Genomic DNA, 14,195 nt, shown 5'->3' with positions numbered 1-14,195 from the left:
CCCCCTCCTTGCGAACCCCTTCCTCTCGACCCCGGCCAACCCCCTCTCGTCCACCCCTCTCCTCCCGTCCCCTCGACACCGACAAGCTCTACACCGCCCGCCTCCAGGCCGTCCGCGCTCGCCCCTACCTCGCCTCCGCGCTCTTCGCGCTGCACGTCGTCGAGTCGGAGAGCGTGCCGACGATGGCCGTGGACGGGTACTGGCGGTGTTACGTGTCGCCGGGGTTCGTGGAGCGGACGCCGGTGGAGGAGCTGGCCGGGGTGTGGGTGCACGAGGTGTCGCACCTGCTCAGGGACCATCACGGGCGCGGGGACCGGGTGGCGAGGGCGCGGGGGTTGGAGGGCGCGGGGGAGCGGCTGCGGATGAACATCGCGGCGGACCTGGAGATCAACGACGACATCTACGGGGACGGCCTCGTGCGGCCGTCGGGCGCGGTGACGCCGGCGGGGTTGCGGCTGCGTGAGGGGCTGCTCATGGAGGAGTACCTGAGGGAGTTCCAACTGGGCCCGAGCACAGCGGAGTTCGTCTGGCTGGACTGCGGGAGCGGGGCCGACGGGCGGGCCCGGGGCTGGGACCTCGGTCCCGACGGCGCCGACGGGCTCACCGAGCAGCAGCGGGACGCCGTGCGGTTCAGGGTCGCCGAGGCGGTCAAGGGGGCGCCGGGGGACGCGCCGGAGGGGTGGAAGCGGTGGGCGGAGACGGCGTTCCATCCGCCGCAGCCGTGGCTCGAACTCCTCGGCGCGGCGCTGCGGTCGGCGGTGTCCGGCGCGGGCGCGGGCCAGGACTACAGCTACGGCCGTCCCGCGCGCCGCGCGTCCTCGCTGCCGGGCGTCGTCCTGCCGAGCCTGCGCCGGCGTCCGCCCCGGGTCGCCGTCGTCATCGACACGTCCGGCTCGGTCAGCGACGCGGAACTCGGCAGCGCGCTCCTCGAAGTCGCCGCGATCACCCGCGCGGTCGGCGGACGCCGTGACCTCGTCACCGTCGTCTCCTGCGACGCGGCGGCCCGGGTCGCCCACCCCCTCTGCCGCGCCGAGGACATCCCGCTCATCGGGGGCGGCGGCACCGACCTCCGCGCCGGCTTCACCACCGCCCTCCGCACCCGCCCCGACGTCGTCGTCGCCCTCACCGACGGCCAGACCCCCTGGCCCCCACAGCCGCCCTGCCGCACGGTCGTCGGCCTCTTCCCCCGCACCGGGCGGGGGCGTTGGCGCGAGACCGACCCGACGTACGTGCCGGAGGCGCCGCCGGGGTGGGCGAAGGTGGTGGAGATCGGGTGAGCCCGTGTCTCAGCGGCGGCGTCTCCTCGCCCGGTACAGGGCCACCGTTCCCGCGACCAGTGGCAGCCACATGATCCAGACGGTGACGATGACGTCGGCGGTGGAGGTGCTGTCGGTGGTGATGAGGGTGGAGAGGAGGGCCCAGAAGGCGGTGAGGAGGCCGAGGGTCCAGAGGCCGAGGGTCCAGGCGGGGGTGGAGCGGGCGGGGGCCGGGGAGGTGGAGGGGCGGCGTTCGGGGGTGGGGATGCGGGAGGGGTCGCGGGGTGGGAGGTGGACGACCGAGTGGGGTGGGACGGCCGCGTCGATGGCGGCGATGCGGTCGGGGGTGACGCCCTTGTAGAGGGTCGGTTCGACCGTGACCGAGAAGCCGTCGTGACCCGTGAGGGTGCGGGAGCCGTCGGGGCGGGCGGTCATGGCGGCGCAGGACCCGTAGGGGACGGTGACCGGGCCGCCGGGGGTCGTGAGAGTGACGCCGTCCGGGGCGATCGTCAGGGTGACGCCGTCCTCGGAGAGATGGCGGTGGCTCGTACCTGAGAGGGACGTCGTCGAATACTGGGGAGCCAGGGTGAAACCGGCCCAGTCGACGCCGCGCCCGGGTACCTGGAGCAGGGCGCCCGCCCATGTCTCCTGGGCGACTTCGTGGACGTCCGCGAGGGTGACGGCGGTGAGTTCGGCGCGGCGTTCCTCCGCCGACCGCACCGGGCGTCCGAGAAGGAGGCTGAGGGCGTTGCCGGGCAGGAGGCCGGCGCCGGGGTCGTCGTACTGCTTGAGGAGACGGGCGCGGGAGGAGTCCAGCTCCTGCTGGGTGAACGTGCCCGCGCGCAGGCGGGCCAGCGTGTCGACGAAGCCGCCGATCACGGCGTCCTGCTTCTGGGGCAGCGCGTCGGCGTACGCGGTGATCGTCGCGTACTCGGCGTCGCGCGGGGAGTAGTCGGCGTCGGCCTGGTAGGAGTAGCCGCCCTCCTGGCGCAGGTCGTGGAAGAGGGCGCGGCCGAAGAGGTCGGCGAAGAGCATGGCGGCGGCCGACCGGCGCACGACGGACGAGAGGACCACCTGCCCGTCGTCGCCGCAGACGTACGCCGGGGTCACCGGGAGCGCGCTGGTCGCGGCCGGGGCCGGGATGCGGGTGCCCGGCGGGAGGGTGAGGTCGAGGCCGGCGGGGACGTGGTCGCCGGTGATCCACAGGGCCGCGTTGTCGCGGGTGAACCGGGTCTGGGCCCAGTAGCGGACGGCGTCAGGCGTGAGGCTCCACGTCCCCAGTTCGGAGTAACTCGTGAGGCCGTACCCCTGCGCCCCGTACCTCCACAGGGGGAGCTGCGAGGATCCCCCTCGCCCCGCCGCCTCGGTCCGCAGGATCTCCTTCTCCGTCTCCAGCCGCTCCAGCGGGAGTTCGCGCAGGGCCGCGCAGACGCTGTTGAGGTAGGTGACGACCTCGGCTTCGGTGCCGGTGACGTGGAAAAGGGTGTACGTGGTGGCCGTCGCGCCGTTGTAGTGCAGGTCGGACAGGCCCAGGCGGTGCAGCGCGAGGTGTTCGACGAGGTGCGTGATGCCCGCGGTGGCCAGCGTCTCGTCGGCGCGGCCGACGCGGAACATCAGACCGGCGGTCAGCTCACCCGTAGTACTCGGGCCCGTAGTACTCGGGGCGTACAGCGTGGGTATCCCCTGGACGACGGTGGTGTTCATCGGGTGACCGCCTCTCGCGCGGACTTGCGGTGCCGGAGGAAGAACGCCTTCGGGTCGGCGACGTACGACCACGGGTACTCGGAGGCGCGGTCGCCGAGCGCGGCGAAGTGGGGGGCGGCGTCGGCGTGGTGGCCGCCGAGGGAGAAGGCCATCGCGAAGGTGCTGTGCGCGGCGACCGCCGACAGGTCGGGGCGGTACGCCGGGTGCAGGACCGAGATGGCGGCGGCGTTGCGCAGGTCCTGGAGGACGCCGGTGCCCCGCAGGTAGGCGATGCCCTGTCCGTCGTCCAGCGCCAGCCAGTGCTCGATGTGCGCGTCCGCGACGAGGACGCCGGTCGGTGCGCCGTCCGGTGCCTCGCGGGTCGCCTCCGCGGCGAAGCCGTGCGCGGCCTCCCAGCTTCCGCCCCACTTCGGGCACAGCTGCTGGAGGAGCGCCGCCTGGGCGCCGTACACGTGCGGCTGGTGCGCGCGCAGGCGGTCGTAGCGGCGGCGGGCCTCCGCCTGGCCGAGTTCCAGGCCCCGGGCCAGGGTGATGCGGACGTACCACGCGGGGGCGTACGCGGGCTGCTCGGCGCAGACCTGGATGAGCAGTTGCTCCGCCCGGCGCAGCCAGGCGTGGAACCGGTCGAACTGCTCCCGTGAGACGTCCTTCGCGAACGCGGCGCCGCGGATGTCCCAGCCGATGATCACGTACCGCTTCGCGAGGATCGTCCTCGGCAGCGGGTCCGCGGGGAAATCGGCCACCGCGCGCTCCAGGAACCCCTCGGCCCCCTCCGTCTCCGCGACCGCGTTCATCCCGGCGATCAGATCGTCCACGGACCCCAGCCGCCCCAGGAACCCCCGGACGGCCGCCCAGTCCCCGGCCCGTGTCGCGTCCCTCAGCGGGATCAGCTCCGGTGTGTTGTCGTACGTGTCGAAACTCGGCAACCCGCCGCTCACTTCTGTCCCCACCCCTGGCTGGATTCGTACGTTTGTTTCAAGACGCCGCAGGGTAACAGGGGGCTACCATCTGCCGCCCCCTAAGGTGCTCGGCATGAGCATCATCGGCGTCGGCATCGACGTGGCCGAGATCGAGCGGTTCGCGGCGTCCCTGGAACGGACCCCCGGACTCGCCGCCCGCCTGTTCCTCGACAGCGAACTCCTCCTCCCCGACGGCCGACGCCGCGGTCCCGCCTCCCTCGCGGCCCGCTTCGCCGCGAAGGAGGCCCTGGCGAAGGCCCTCGGCGCCCCCGGAGGGCTCCTCTGGACCGACGCGGAGGTCTACGTCGAGCCCAGCGGGCAGCCCCGGCTGCGGGTCCGGGGGAGCGTTGCCGCGCGGGCGGAGGCGCTGGGGGTGACGGGGTGGCATGTGTCCCTGAGCCATGACGCGGGGGTGGCTTCGGCGGTGGTGATCGCGGAGGGGTAGGGGGTGGACTCCAGCCACTGCGCGTTCCGGGTGACCTCGTCGCGTGCCCTCCGGGGTCCGGGGATCCGTAGGCGTTACGTCTGATCGCATGACGATCAGACGTAACGGGGTCGCGCTGGCTCTGGCGGTGGCTGTGATGGTGCCGGGGGCGGCGGCGGTTGCGGTGCCTGGGGAGGAGTTGGTGCCCGGGGTGAAGCAGGTCGGGGTGGTTGATACGCCGGATCAGGTGTTGGCGCCGAAGACGTATACGCCGAGTGCTGAAGAGGATGCCGTCGAGCCGAAGGACGCGGTGCCGGGTAGCTACGAGCTTGTTGAGTATGTGCCGCTCGGGGAAGCCGTCGCGAGGGTGGGGTGTACGAAGAAGACGGGGCCTTATCAGAGGCAGGTGGAGCGGTGGCTGAAGGTGAGGGTGGACGGGAAGCAGTCGGCGAAGGACTGCAAGGCGATCAGGGCGTTTCAGCGGAAGCAGAGGATCAAGCCGGCTATTGGGTTCGCGGGGCCGGTTACTTGGAAGCGGATGCAGTTTTTGGCCGCTAAGAAGAAGCCTAATGCCGGGAAGAAGTGTCCTGTGCGGAGTTATCGGGTCGCGTGTGTGGATCTCACACGGCAGATCACGTGGGTGCAGAAGGGGAAGAAGGTGGTGTTCGGGCCGGTTTCCATGCGGAGCGGGAGGGCGGCGCATCCTACGCGGACGGGGTGGTTCAAGGTTTATTGGCGGCACAAGAACCATTTCTCGACGTTGTATCGGACGCCGATGCCGTATTCGCAGTTCTTCAGCGGCGGGCAGGCTTTTCACGCGGTGTACGGGAGTATTCACACGAGGGTCGGATCGATGGGCTGCGTGAATCTGACCGTGCCGGACGCGCGGAAGCTGTGGGGTGTGCTGAAGAAGGGCGACCGGGTGTACGTCTGGGGGAAGAGGCGGCTCTGAGAGACTGGGGGAGATGAGAGAGACGGAACGAGCGCGGGCCAGGGCGGTGATCGACCTGGCGGCGCTGAAGGCGAACGTGCGCGCGCTGCGGGGGAAGGCACCCGGCGCGGCCTTCATGGCCGTGGTCAAGGCCGACGGGTACGGCCACGGCGCGATTCCGTGTGCCCGCGCGGCGGTCGAGGCCGGCGCGACGTGGGTGGGGACGGCGACGCCGCAGGAGGCGCTGGCGCTGAAGGCGCACGCCGGGCTGCCGGACGACGTCCGCGTGATGTGCTGGCTGTGGACGCCGGGCGGGCCCTGGCGGGAGGCCGTCGAGGCCGGGATCGACGTGTCCGTGAGCGCCGAGTGGGCGCTGGAGGAGGTCGTCGGGGCCGCCGAGGCCGTCCAGAAAGAGGCCGCCGAGGCCGTCCAGAAAGAGGCCGCCGAGGCCGTCCAAACAGCAGCCCCCGTCCAGACCGTGGCCCGCGTCCAACTCAAGGCCGACACCGGACTCGGCCGCGGCGGCAGTCAGCCCGCCGACTGGGCCGGCCTCGTACGCCGCGCCCTGGAAGCCGAGCGCGCCGGGCACGTACGGATCACCGGCCTCTGGTCGCACCTCGCGTGCGCCGACGAACCGGGGCACCCCTCGACGAGGCAACAGCTGGACAGGTTCCGGGAGATGGTGACGTACGCCGAGGCCCAGGGCGTCCGCCCCGAGGTCCGGCACATCGCCAACTCGCCCGCGACGCTGACGTTGCCCGAGGCGCACTACGACCTCGTCCGCCCCGGCGTCGCGATGTACGGCCTCTCGCCGAGCCCCGACCTCGGCGCCCCCGCCGACCTGGGCCTGCGCCCGGTGATGACGCTCACGGCCCCGGTCGCCCTCGTCAAGCACGTCCCCGGCGGACACGGCGTCAGCTACGGCCACCACTACGTCACCCCCGGCGAGACGACCCTCGCGCTCGTCCCCCTCGGTTACGGCGACGGCGTCCCGAGGCACGCCTCCGGCGCCGGACCCGTGCTGATCGGCGGGAAGTGGCGGACGACGGCCGGCCGGATCGCGATGGACCAGTTCGTCGTGGACCTCGGCGGCGACGACGTCGAGGCCGGCGCCGAGGCCGTCCTGTTCGGCCCCGGCGACCGGGGGGAACCGACCGCCGAGGACTGGGCGCAGGCCGCCGGGACCATCGGGTACGAGATCGTCACCCGCATCTCCGCGCGCGTTCCCCGCGTCTACGTCGGTGGGTAGGTCCAGGGTGGAGAGGAGCGGTACGTGAGCGAGAGCGGTGTGGAGGCGGTGGCTGACGCCGTCGCCTCCGCCACGGGGGACGCTGCGGGCAACTGGCGCCGGGTGACCGGCATCGCCGGCGCCGCGATAGGGGTGATCGCCGCCGGGGCCGCCGCCGGCGTCGCCCTGGAGCGGATGACCGTCGGCCGGGGCATGCGCAAGAAGGCCCGCCTCGCCCTGGACTCGGCCGGCCCCTACGGCGCCCTGCGCGGCACCCCCGGCAAGGCGTACGCGGACGACGGCACCGAGCTGTACTACGAGGTGGACGACGTCGAGCCCGAGGGCGGGACCGCGCCCCGGCGCCGGCGGCTGTTCGGCCGCAAGGCGCCGGCCCCCGTCACCGTCGTCTTCAGCCACGGCTACTGCCTCACCCAGGACTCCTGGCACTTCCAGCGGGCGGCGCTGCGGGGCGTCGTGCGGACCGTGCACTGGGACCAGCGCGGCCACGGCCGGTCGGAGCACGGGGTCGCGCAGCTCCAGGACGGCGTGCCGGTCACCATCGACCAGCTCGGCCGGGACCTGAAGGCCGTCGTCGACGCGGCCGCCCCCGAGGGACCCGTAGTACTCGTGGGACACTCCATGGGCGGGATGACGGTGATGGCGCTCGCCGCGCAGTACCCCGAGTTCGTCGCCGAGCGGGTCGTGGCGACCGCGTTCGTCGGGACGTCGTCCGGGCGGCTCGGGGAGGTCAACTACGGGCTGCCCGCGGCCGGGGTCAACGCCGTGCGGCGGGTGCTGCCCGGGGTCCTCAAGGTGCTCGGGCAGCAGGCGGCGCTGGTGGAGAGGGGGCGGCGGGCGACGGCCGACCTGTTCGCCGGCGTCATCAAGCGGTACTCGTTCTCCTCGCGGGACGTCGATCCGGCGGTCGCGCGGTTCGCCGAGCGGATGATCGAGGGGACGACCATCGACGTCGTCGCCGAGTTCTACCCGGCGTTCACCGAGCACGACAAGACCGAGGCGCTGGCCCGGTTCAGCGAGATGCCGGTGCTGGTGCTCGCGGGCGTGGGGGACCTGGTGACGCCCAGCGAGCACAGCGAGGCCATCGCCGATCTGCTGCCGGGGGCCGAGCTGGTGCTCGTGCCGGACGCCGGGCACCTGGTGATGCTGGAGCACCCCGAGGTGGTGACGGACCGGCTCGCCGACCTGCTCACGCGGGTGGGGGCGTTCCCGGCGGGGGCTACCGTTGGCGGTTATGGAAGCAGCAGCACCGCACAGCCTGGCTGAGTTGACCGTCACCTCCCCCGAGCAGATGCGTGAGCTGGGCCTGAGACTCGCCTCGCTCCTGCGCGCCGGGGACCTCGTCATGCTCAACGGCGAGCTGGGCGCCGGGAAGACCACGCTGACCCGGGGGCTCGGCGAAGGGCTCGGCGTCCGGGGGGCCGTCACCTCGCCGACGTTCGTCATCGCCCGCGTCCACCCGTCCCTCGTCGACGGGCCCCCGCTGGTCCACGTCGACGCGTACCGCCTGGGCGGCGGGCTGGACGAGATGGAAGACCTCGACCTCGACGTCTCCCTGCCCGAGTCCGTCGTCGTCGTGGAGTGGGGCGAGGGCAAGGTCGAGGAGCTGACCGAGGACCGGCTCTGGATCGGCATCGAGCGGGCCGTCGGCGACACGACCGACGAGGTGCGGCACGTGTCCGTACGCGGGCTCGGGGCGCGGTGGGACGGGGTCGATCTACCGGGCCTGCTGCGCGTGTGAACGTTCCGACACGACGTCGGCAAAATGTTGCGTCCACGGGATCGGGCGTGGTCATATGGTATCCAGCCCGTGGTTAGGTCTACCTAAGTAGCCCCCACGACCGCCCCCGACCCGCTGGAGGCGCCCATGTCCATGCCGGTAGTTTCGATGAGCGACCTGTTGGCGTCGTGCGCGGCGGCGAAGGCGGTGTCCTTGCCGCCGAGGGCACCAGAGCCGACGGAGGACGAGAACGCGGCGGAGGACCGGCGGAAGGCGGCGTAGCCGCCTTTTAGGGGCGCGGGGCTGTGTCGATATGCGGCTACCGCCGCGTGGGCGCGAACAACCACAGACAACCCGCAGCCGCCAGACCACATGGAGCGGCACCCCCTTAGGCCCTCACCGAATCACCACCACCCGTCGCCCCACCGTCGCGAAGTCCCACATCGCGTCCCCGTCCGCCCGCGTCTCCCTGATCCCCCCGGTCCGCACCATCGTGTCCGCGTCCGGCAGTGCCCCGTTCACCGCCGCACTGAACCCGATCGCCATCCCGTCCGGCGTCGCCGCGAAGCGGACGACATGCTCGACCTGAGTCCCGTCCGTCGCGGTGACCGCGTTCGCGCGGGACGACACGACGTACGAGCCCGGCGCGGGATCGATCCCCCCGGGGTAGACCCGGAACGTCCGCACCACCCGCCCGTCCTCACCGACGAGCCACACCCGGTCGTCGTCGACCGAGTAGACGACCCGCTGCCCGCCCCCGGAGTTCACCGGCAGCGCCTCGGGGTGCTTCACATCGCGCGGCACCTTGGAGGAGACCGCCACCGTCCGCTCCCCGCGCCCGAGATCGGCGGTCGCGGACGCCTGCCACCCCAGCACCCCCACCGTGACGAGCGCCGCCGCCGTGAGCCCCGTCACGACCCCCGCGTTCCCACTTGCCACCTGCGCCCACCTCTGTGTCGTAACGTCCGGTTTCGCCGTGGACGGTAGCAGTACGGGACGTGGTTCACTCCCGCGCGCCGTAGGCTGTTCGCGTGCTCTTGCTCGCTCTGGATACCGCCACCCCCGCCGTCACGGTCGCCCTGCACGACGGCGCCCGAACCGTCGCCGCGTCGAGTCAGGTGGACGCCCGCCGGCACGGCGAACTGCTGCTGCCGGCCGTCGACCGTGTGCTCGCCGAGGCGGGGGTGAGACTGGACGCCGTGACGGGGATCGTCGTCGGCACCGGACCGGGGCCGTACACGGGCCTTCGGGTCGGGCTGATGACGGCGGACACGTTCGGCCTCGCGCTGGGCGTCCCGGTGTACGGCGTCTGCACGCTGGACGGGCTCGCGTACGCGGCGGAGGTGGAGGGCCCGTTCGTGGTCGCCACGGACGCCCGGCGCAAGGAGGTCTACTGGGCGCGCTACGACGACCGGCTGACGAGGGTGAGCGGGCCCGCGGTGGACCGCCCCGCCGAGGTCGCGCAGGACGTCCCCACGTTCGGCGCCGGCGCGCTGCTGTACCCGGACGCCTTCGACGTCGTCCCGGGCCCCGAACACGTCTCGGCGGCCTCGCTCGCCGCGCTGGCGGCCGAGCGGCTGGCCGCGGGCGTCGAGCTGGACGAGCCCCGGCCGCTGTACCTGCGACGGCCGGACGCGCAGGTGCCGAAGAACTACAAGGTGGTCACGCCGAAGTGACCGGAACCGTGGTGAGCGCGCTGCCCGTGCTGCGTGAGATGCGCTGGTGGGACATCGATCCCGTGCTGGAGCTGGAGCGCGGGCTGTTTCCCGAGGACGCGTGGTCGCGGGGGATGTTCTGGTCGGAGCTGGCGCACGCGCGGGGGCCCGAGGCCAACCGGCGGTACGTGGTGGCGGTGAGTGAGGGGGACGGCCGGATCGTCGGCTACGCCGGACTCGCCGCCTCCGGCGACCTCGCCGACGTCCAGACCATCGCGGTGGCCCGCGACCACTGGGGCACCGGCCTCGGCGGCCGGCTCCTGACCGAACTCCTGCGCGCGGCGACCGAGTTCGAGTGTCCCGAGGTCATGCTGGAGTGCCGCGTCGACAACATCCGCGCCCAGAAGCTGTACGAGCGTTACGGCTTCGAGCCGATCGGCTTCCGGCGCGGCTACTACCAGCCGGGCAACGTGGACGCGCTGGTGATGCGCCGCACCGACCCCGCAGCGACTCCCGTACGAGGAACCGAGAATGACTGACGAACCCCTGGTCCTGGGGATCGAGACCTCCTGCGACGAGACCGGTGTCGGGATCGTCCGGGGTACCACCCTGCTCGCGGACGCGGTCGCGTCGTCCGTCGACGAGCACGCCCGGTTCGGCGGCGTCGTCCCGGAGGTCGCCTCGCGCGCCCACCTGGAGGCGATGGTCCCGACGATCGAGCGGGCCCTGAAGGACGCCGGGATCTCGGCGAGGGACCTGGACGGCATCGCCGTCACCGCGGGTCCGGGGCTCGCGGGCGCGCTGCTGGTCGGCGTCTCGGCCGCCAAGGCGTACGCGTACGCGCTGGGCAAGCCGCTGTACGGCGTCAACCACCTCGCCTCGCACATCTGCGTCGACCAGCTGGAGCACGGCCCGCTGCCCGAGCCGACGATGGCCCTGCTGGTCTCCGGCGGGCACTCCTCGCTGCTGCTGTCCAGCGACATCACCTCGGACGTCCGGCCGATGGGCGCGACGATCGACGACGCGGCCGGCGAGGCGTTCGACAAGATCGCGCGCGTGCTGAACCTGGGCTTCCCCGGCGGGCCTGTCATCGACCGGTACGCCCGCGAAGGTGACCCCAACGCCATCGCTTTTCCACGGGGGTTGACCGGTTCGCGTGACCCCGCCTACGACTTCTCCTTCTCCGGGCTGAAGACGGCCGTGGCCCGCTGGATCGAGGCGAAGCGGGCGGCGGGGGAGGAGGTGCCGGTGCGTGACGTGGCCGCGTCCTTCCAGGAGGCGGTCGTCGACGTGCTGACGCGCAAGGCCGTGCGGGCGTGCAAGGACGAGGGCGTCGACCACCTGATGATCGGCGGCGGGGTCGCCGCCAACTCCCGGCTGCGGGCGCTCGCCCAGGAGCGGTGCGAGGCCGCCGGGATCCGGCTGCGGGTGCCCCGGCCGAAGTTGTGCACGGACAACGGGGCGATGGTCGCGGCGCTGGGCGCGGAGATGGTGGCGCGCAACCGGACGCCGTCGGACTGGGACCTGTCGGCGGACTCGTCGTTGCCGGTGACCGACCCGCACGTGCCCGGTCACGATCACGTGCACGAGGTCAGCAAGGACAACCTGTACTCATGACGACCGTCGCGTTGATGTGGGAGGCCAAGGCGGCGGCGGGCCGGGGCGAGGAACTGCTCGCCTGGGCCCGCCGCCAGACCCTCGCGACGCCTCCCCTCCGTCGGGAGACGTTCCGCGCGGCCGGGGACCGGGTGCTGGTCATCACCTGGTGGGAGGCGGAGCTGGACGCACCGCTGCCCGAACTCCCTGAGCCGGAGGGAGAGTTGGTCACGCGAGCGGTGCACCGCTGGCGGTTCGAGAGCGTCGGCTGACCGACTCCGGTCTCGCGTCGGCTAGCCGACCTCGGTCTCGCAGAACAACCGCCGGTCGACCCCCAACTCCCGCACCTCCCCGGTGAGTTCGAGACTCGTCGTGAACCGGGTGTCCGTGCTGGACGCCCCCAGCCGCAGCTCCAGCGCGCCCGGTTCGACGATCCGGCGCCCGGCGCGGTCCGTGAACGCGGACAGGTCGGCGTGGAAGGTGAACGTGACCCGGCGCTCCTGTCCCGGCGCCAACTCCAGCCGCTGGTAACCGATCAGCCGGACGTCGGGCCGCGTCACCGAGGCCACCGGGTCGTGCAGGTACAACTGCACGACCTCGGCCCCGGGCCGCTCCCCGGCGTTGCGGACGGTCACGCTCACGTCGTACGCGCCGTCGGTGGAGATCGACGCGGCCGCTTCCGCCGCGCCGCTCTCCCACACGAACTCGGTGTACGACCGCCCGTGCCCGAACGGGTACAGCGGCGTCGGGTCGAGGTTGCTGACCTCGCCCTTGAGCCCCAGCGGCGGCTGGAGGTACGTCCAGGGCTGGCCCCCCGTGACGCGCGGCACGCTCACCGGGAGCCGTCCCGACGGGTTGACGCGGCCCGACAAGACCCCCGCGACCGCCGGTCCGCCCTCCTCGCCGGGGAAGAACGCCTGGACGACCGCCCCGAGCCGCCCGTGCCAGCGCCCGAGCGCGTAGGGGCGCCCGGTGAGCATGACGAGCACGACGGGGACGCCGGTCGCGACCAGCGCGTCCAGCAACTCGGCCTGGACGCCGGGCAGTCGAAGGTCCTCGGCGTCGCAGCCCTCGCCGGAGGTGCCGCGCCCGAAGAGCCCGGCGCGGTCGCCGAGCACGGCGACGCAGACGTCCGCCTCGGCGGTGCGTGCCACGGCCTCGTCGAAGCCGCCGGTGTCGGGGGTGTCGACGCCGCAGCCCTCGGCGAACGTGACCTTGGCGTCCGGGAGTTCGGCGCGCAGGGCGTCCAGGACCGTCGGGATCTCGACGCCGTCGGCGACGCCGGGGTGGTGGGGCAGGACGTGCGAGGGGAAGGAGTAGCAGCCGAGCATCGCCAGCGCGTCCGCCGCGCGCGGGCCGACGACCGCGATCCTCGTGTCGGGCGCGAGCGGCAGGATGCCGTCCGGGTTGTCGAGCAACACGACGGATTCCTCGGCGAGTTCACGCGCCACGGCCCGGTTCGCCGCCGAGTCCAGGTCGACGGGGTCGGCGTGGACCGGCGTCCAGTCCTCGTCAAGCAGCCCGAGTTCGCACTTCTGGAGCAGGACGCGGCGGACGGCGGTGTCCACCAACTCCTCGGGCACGGCGCCTTCCTGAACGGCCGTCAGGAGAGGCTTGCCGTAGCACTTGAGGGTCGGCAGCTCGACGTCGATGCCGGCGGCGAGCGCCGCGTGGGCCGCCTGGGCGGGCGTGCCGGCGACCCGGTGCAGGGTCTCCAGGAAGCCGACGGCGAAGTAGTCGGAGACGACCGTGCCGGTGAACCCCCAGGTGTCGCGCAGGAGTTGGGTGAGCAGTTCGGGGTCGGCGGAGGCCGGCACGCCGTCGCGCTCGGTGTAGGACGGCATGACCGAGCGGGCGCCGCCCTCGCGGATCGCCATCTCGAACGGGGGCAGGGTGACGTCCGCGAACTCGCGGGTGCCCGCGCGCACGGGCGCCAGGTTGCGGGCGCCCGCCGAGGAGGCGTACCCGGCGAAGTGCTTGAGCGTGGCGACCACACCGGCCGACTGGAGGCCGCGCACATAGGCGGTGGCGACCGTGCCGACGAGGTACGGGTCCTCGCCGATCGTCTCCTCGACCCGCCCCCAGCGGGCGTCGCGCACGACGTCCAGGACGGGCGCGAGGCCCTGGTGGACGCCGACCGAGCGCAGGTCGTGGCCGATACGGGCGGCCATCTTCTCGACGAGGTCAGGGTCGAAGGAGGCGCCCCAGGAGAGCGGGACGGGGTAGGCGGTGGCCTGCCAGGCGGTGAACCCGGCCAGACACTCCTCGTGGGCGAGCGCGGGGATGCCGAAGCGGTTCGCGGCGACCAGGCGGCGCTGGGCCTCGGCGAGGGCACGGGCGCCGGCCGTCGGGTCGACGGGGGCGGTACCGAAGGGGCGGGTGAGCTGGCCGAGTCCGTGGGAGACCAGCTCGTCCCAGTCGTAGTCCGTGCTCATGTCGCTCTGGTGCGGGGCGACTCCGCCGTCCTCGGTGTCGGCGCCCACCCAGACGCCGTACAGCTGGGCGGTCTTCTCCTGGAGCGTCATCCGGGAGATCAGGTCGTCGACGCGGGCGGCGGCGGGCAGTGCGGGATCGCGCCAGGGGGCGCGTTCGGGAGCGACGTCGCGCTCGGGGGTGGTGGTCATGAAGCTCCTGTCAGAGGTCGGTGAGCCACCAGAAGGACCGTGAATCCTCGTACCGTTTTCGAATGTTTCGGACGATACTT

15 protein-coding genes are annotated in these 14,195 nt (G+C 72.8%); 11 read left to right on the top strand and 4 right to left on the bottom strand.

Going from position 1 to position 14,195, the window contains the following annotated elements; translation table 11 throughout:
- The first annotated feature begins 8 nt into the window (after window positions 1-8).
- A complete protein-coding gene (locus tag IAG44_RS15710) occupies window positions 9-1,277 on the top strand; it encodes a vWA domain-containing protein (RefSeq protein ID WP_246561756.1) in 1,269 nt (422 codons plus the stop codon).
- A gap of 9 nt (window positions 1,278-1,286) precedes the next feature.
- On the opposite strand, the gene IAG44_RS15705 is transcribed toward IAG44_RS15710, so the two are convergent.
- A complete protein-coding gene (locus IAG44_RS15705) occupies window positions 1,287-2,960 on the bottom strand; it encodes a M16 family metallopeptidase (RefSeq protein ID WP_187747741.1) in 1,674 nt (557 codons plus the stop codon).
- Window positions 2,957-3,886: a hypothetical protein gene (locus tag IAG44_RS15700; protein WP_246561753.1), complete on the bottom strand. Its 930-nt coding sequence runs from the start codon at window positions 3,884-3,886 to the stop codon at window positions 2,957-2,959. The genes IAG44_RS15705 and IAG44_RS15700 overlap by 4 nt, the downstream gene beginning before the upstream one ends.
- Window positions 3,887-3,992: 106 nt before the next feature.
- On the opposite strand from IAG44_RS15700, the gene IAG44_RS15695 reads away from it, so the two are divergent.
- The 6 genes from IAG44_RS15695 (at window position 3,993) to IAG44_RS44275 (ending at window position 8,522) form a co-directional block, all read left to right on the top strand.
- Complete coding sequence (locus IAG44_RS15695; protein WP_187747739.1) at window positions 3,993-4,364, top strand: holo-ACP synthase; 372 nt, start codon at window positions 3,993-3,995, stop codon at window positions 4,362-4,364.
- A gap of 88 nt (window positions 4,365-4,452) precedes the next feature.
- The gene (locus tag IAG44_RS15690) at window positions 4,453-5,295 is read left to right on the top strand and encodes a L,D-transpeptidase family protein (RefSeq protein WP_246561751.1); all 843 of its coding nucleotides are present in this window, start codon (window positions 4,453-4,455) and stop codon (window positions 5,293-5,295) included.
- Window positions 5,296-5,308: 13 nt separating this feature from the next.
- Complete coding sequence (alr, locus tag IAG44_RS15685; RefSeq protein WP_187747738.1) at window positions 5,309-6,523, top strand: alanine racemase; 1,215 nt, start codon at window positions 5,309-5,311, stop codon at window positions 6,521-6,523.
- Window positions 6,524-6,547: 24 nt separating this feature from the next.
- Window positions 6,548-7,786: an alpha/beta fold hydrolase gene (locus tag IAG44_RS15680; protein ID WP_187747737.1), complete on the top strand. Its 1,239-nt coding sequence runs from the start codon at window positions 6,548-6,550 to the stop codon at window positions 7,784-7,786.
- Window positions 7,755-8,261, top strand: a complete 507-nt coding sequence (gene tsaE, locus IAG44_RS15675) for a tRNA (adenosine(37)-N6)-threonylcarbamoyltransferase complex ATPase subunit type 1 TsaE (protein WP_187747736.1) — start codon at window positions 7,755-7,757, stop codon at window positions 8,259-8,261. Before IAG44_RS15680 ends, tsaE begins: the two co-directional genes overlap by 32 nt.
- Before the next feature lie 126 nt (window positions 8,262-8,387).
- On the top strand, window positions 8,388-8,522 hold the full coding sequence (locus IAG44_RS44275) for a hypothetical protein (RefSeq protein WP_281404289.1): 135 nt from the start codon (window positions 8,388-8,390) through the stop codon (window positions 8,520-8,522).
- A 114-nt stretch (window positions 8,523-8,636) separates the two neighbouring features.
- On the opposite strand, the gene IAG44_RS15670 is transcribed toward IAG44_RS44275, so the two are convergent.
- Entirely contained in the window at window positions 8,637-9,179 is a 543-nt protein-coding gene (locus IAG44_RS15670; RefSeq protein WP_187747735.1) for a hypothetical protein, read from the bottom strand.
- A 92-nt stretch (window positions 9,180-9,271) separates the two neighbouring features.
- Here IAG44_RS15670 and tsaB point away from each other — a divergent pair, with 92 nt between their 5' ends.
- From tsaB to IAG44_RS15650, 4 genes are read left to right on the top strand one after another with little or no spacing between them, the layout of a single operon-like run.
- Window positions 9,272-9,916, top strand: a complete 645-nt coding sequence (tsaB, locus tag IAG44_RS15665; protein WP_187747734.1) for a tRNA (adenosine(37)-N6)-threonylcarbamoyltransferase complex dimerization subunit type 1 TsaB — start codon at window positions 9,272-9,274, stop codon at window positions 9,914-9,916.
- A gap of 38 nt (window positions 9,917-9,954) precedes the next feature.
- Window positions 9,955-10,434 (top strand): ribosomal protein S18-alanine N-acetyltransferase, encoded by a 480-nt coding sequence (gene rimI, locus IAG44_RS15660; RefSeq protein ID WP_187752710.1) that lies wholly within the window; start codon window positions 9,955-9,957, stop codon window positions 10,432-10,434.
- Complete coding sequence (gene tsaD / locus IAG44_RS15655) at window positions 10,427-11,512, top strand: tRNA (adenosine(37)-N6)-threonylcarbamoyltransferase complex transferase subunit TsaD (protein WP_187747733.1); 1,086 nt, start codon at window positions 10,427-10,429, stop codon at window positions 11,510-11,512. Before rimI ends, tsaD begins: the two co-directional genes overlap by 8 nt.
- Window positions 11,509-11,763, top strand: a complete 255-nt coding sequence (locus IAG44_RS15650; RefSeq protein WP_187747732.1) for a hypothetical protein — start codon at window positions 11,509-11,511, stop codon at window positions 11,761-11,763. Before tsaD ends, IAG44_RS15650 begins: the two co-directional genes overlap by 4 nt.
- A 21-nt stretch (window positions 11,764-11,784) precedes the next feature.
- Here IAG44_RS15650 and IAG44_RS15645 read toward each other — a convergent pair whose 3' ends face one another.
- Window positions 11,785-14,115: a beta-xylosidase/alpha-l-arabinosidase gene (locus tag IAG44_RS15645; RefSeq protein WP_187747731.1), complete on the bottom strand. Its 2,331-nt coding sequence runs from the start codon at window positions 14,113-14,115 to the stop codon at window positions 11,785-11,787.
- Window positions 14,116-14,195 lie beyond the last annotated feature (80 nt).

Origin of the sequence: Streptomyces roseirectus, assembly GCF_014489635.1 — a bacterium.
GTDB lineage: Bacteria > Actinomycetota > Actinomycetes > Streptomycetales > Streptomycetaceae > Streptomyces > Streptomyces roseirectus.
This window is presented reverse-complemented; position numbering and strand designations above follow the sequence as displayed.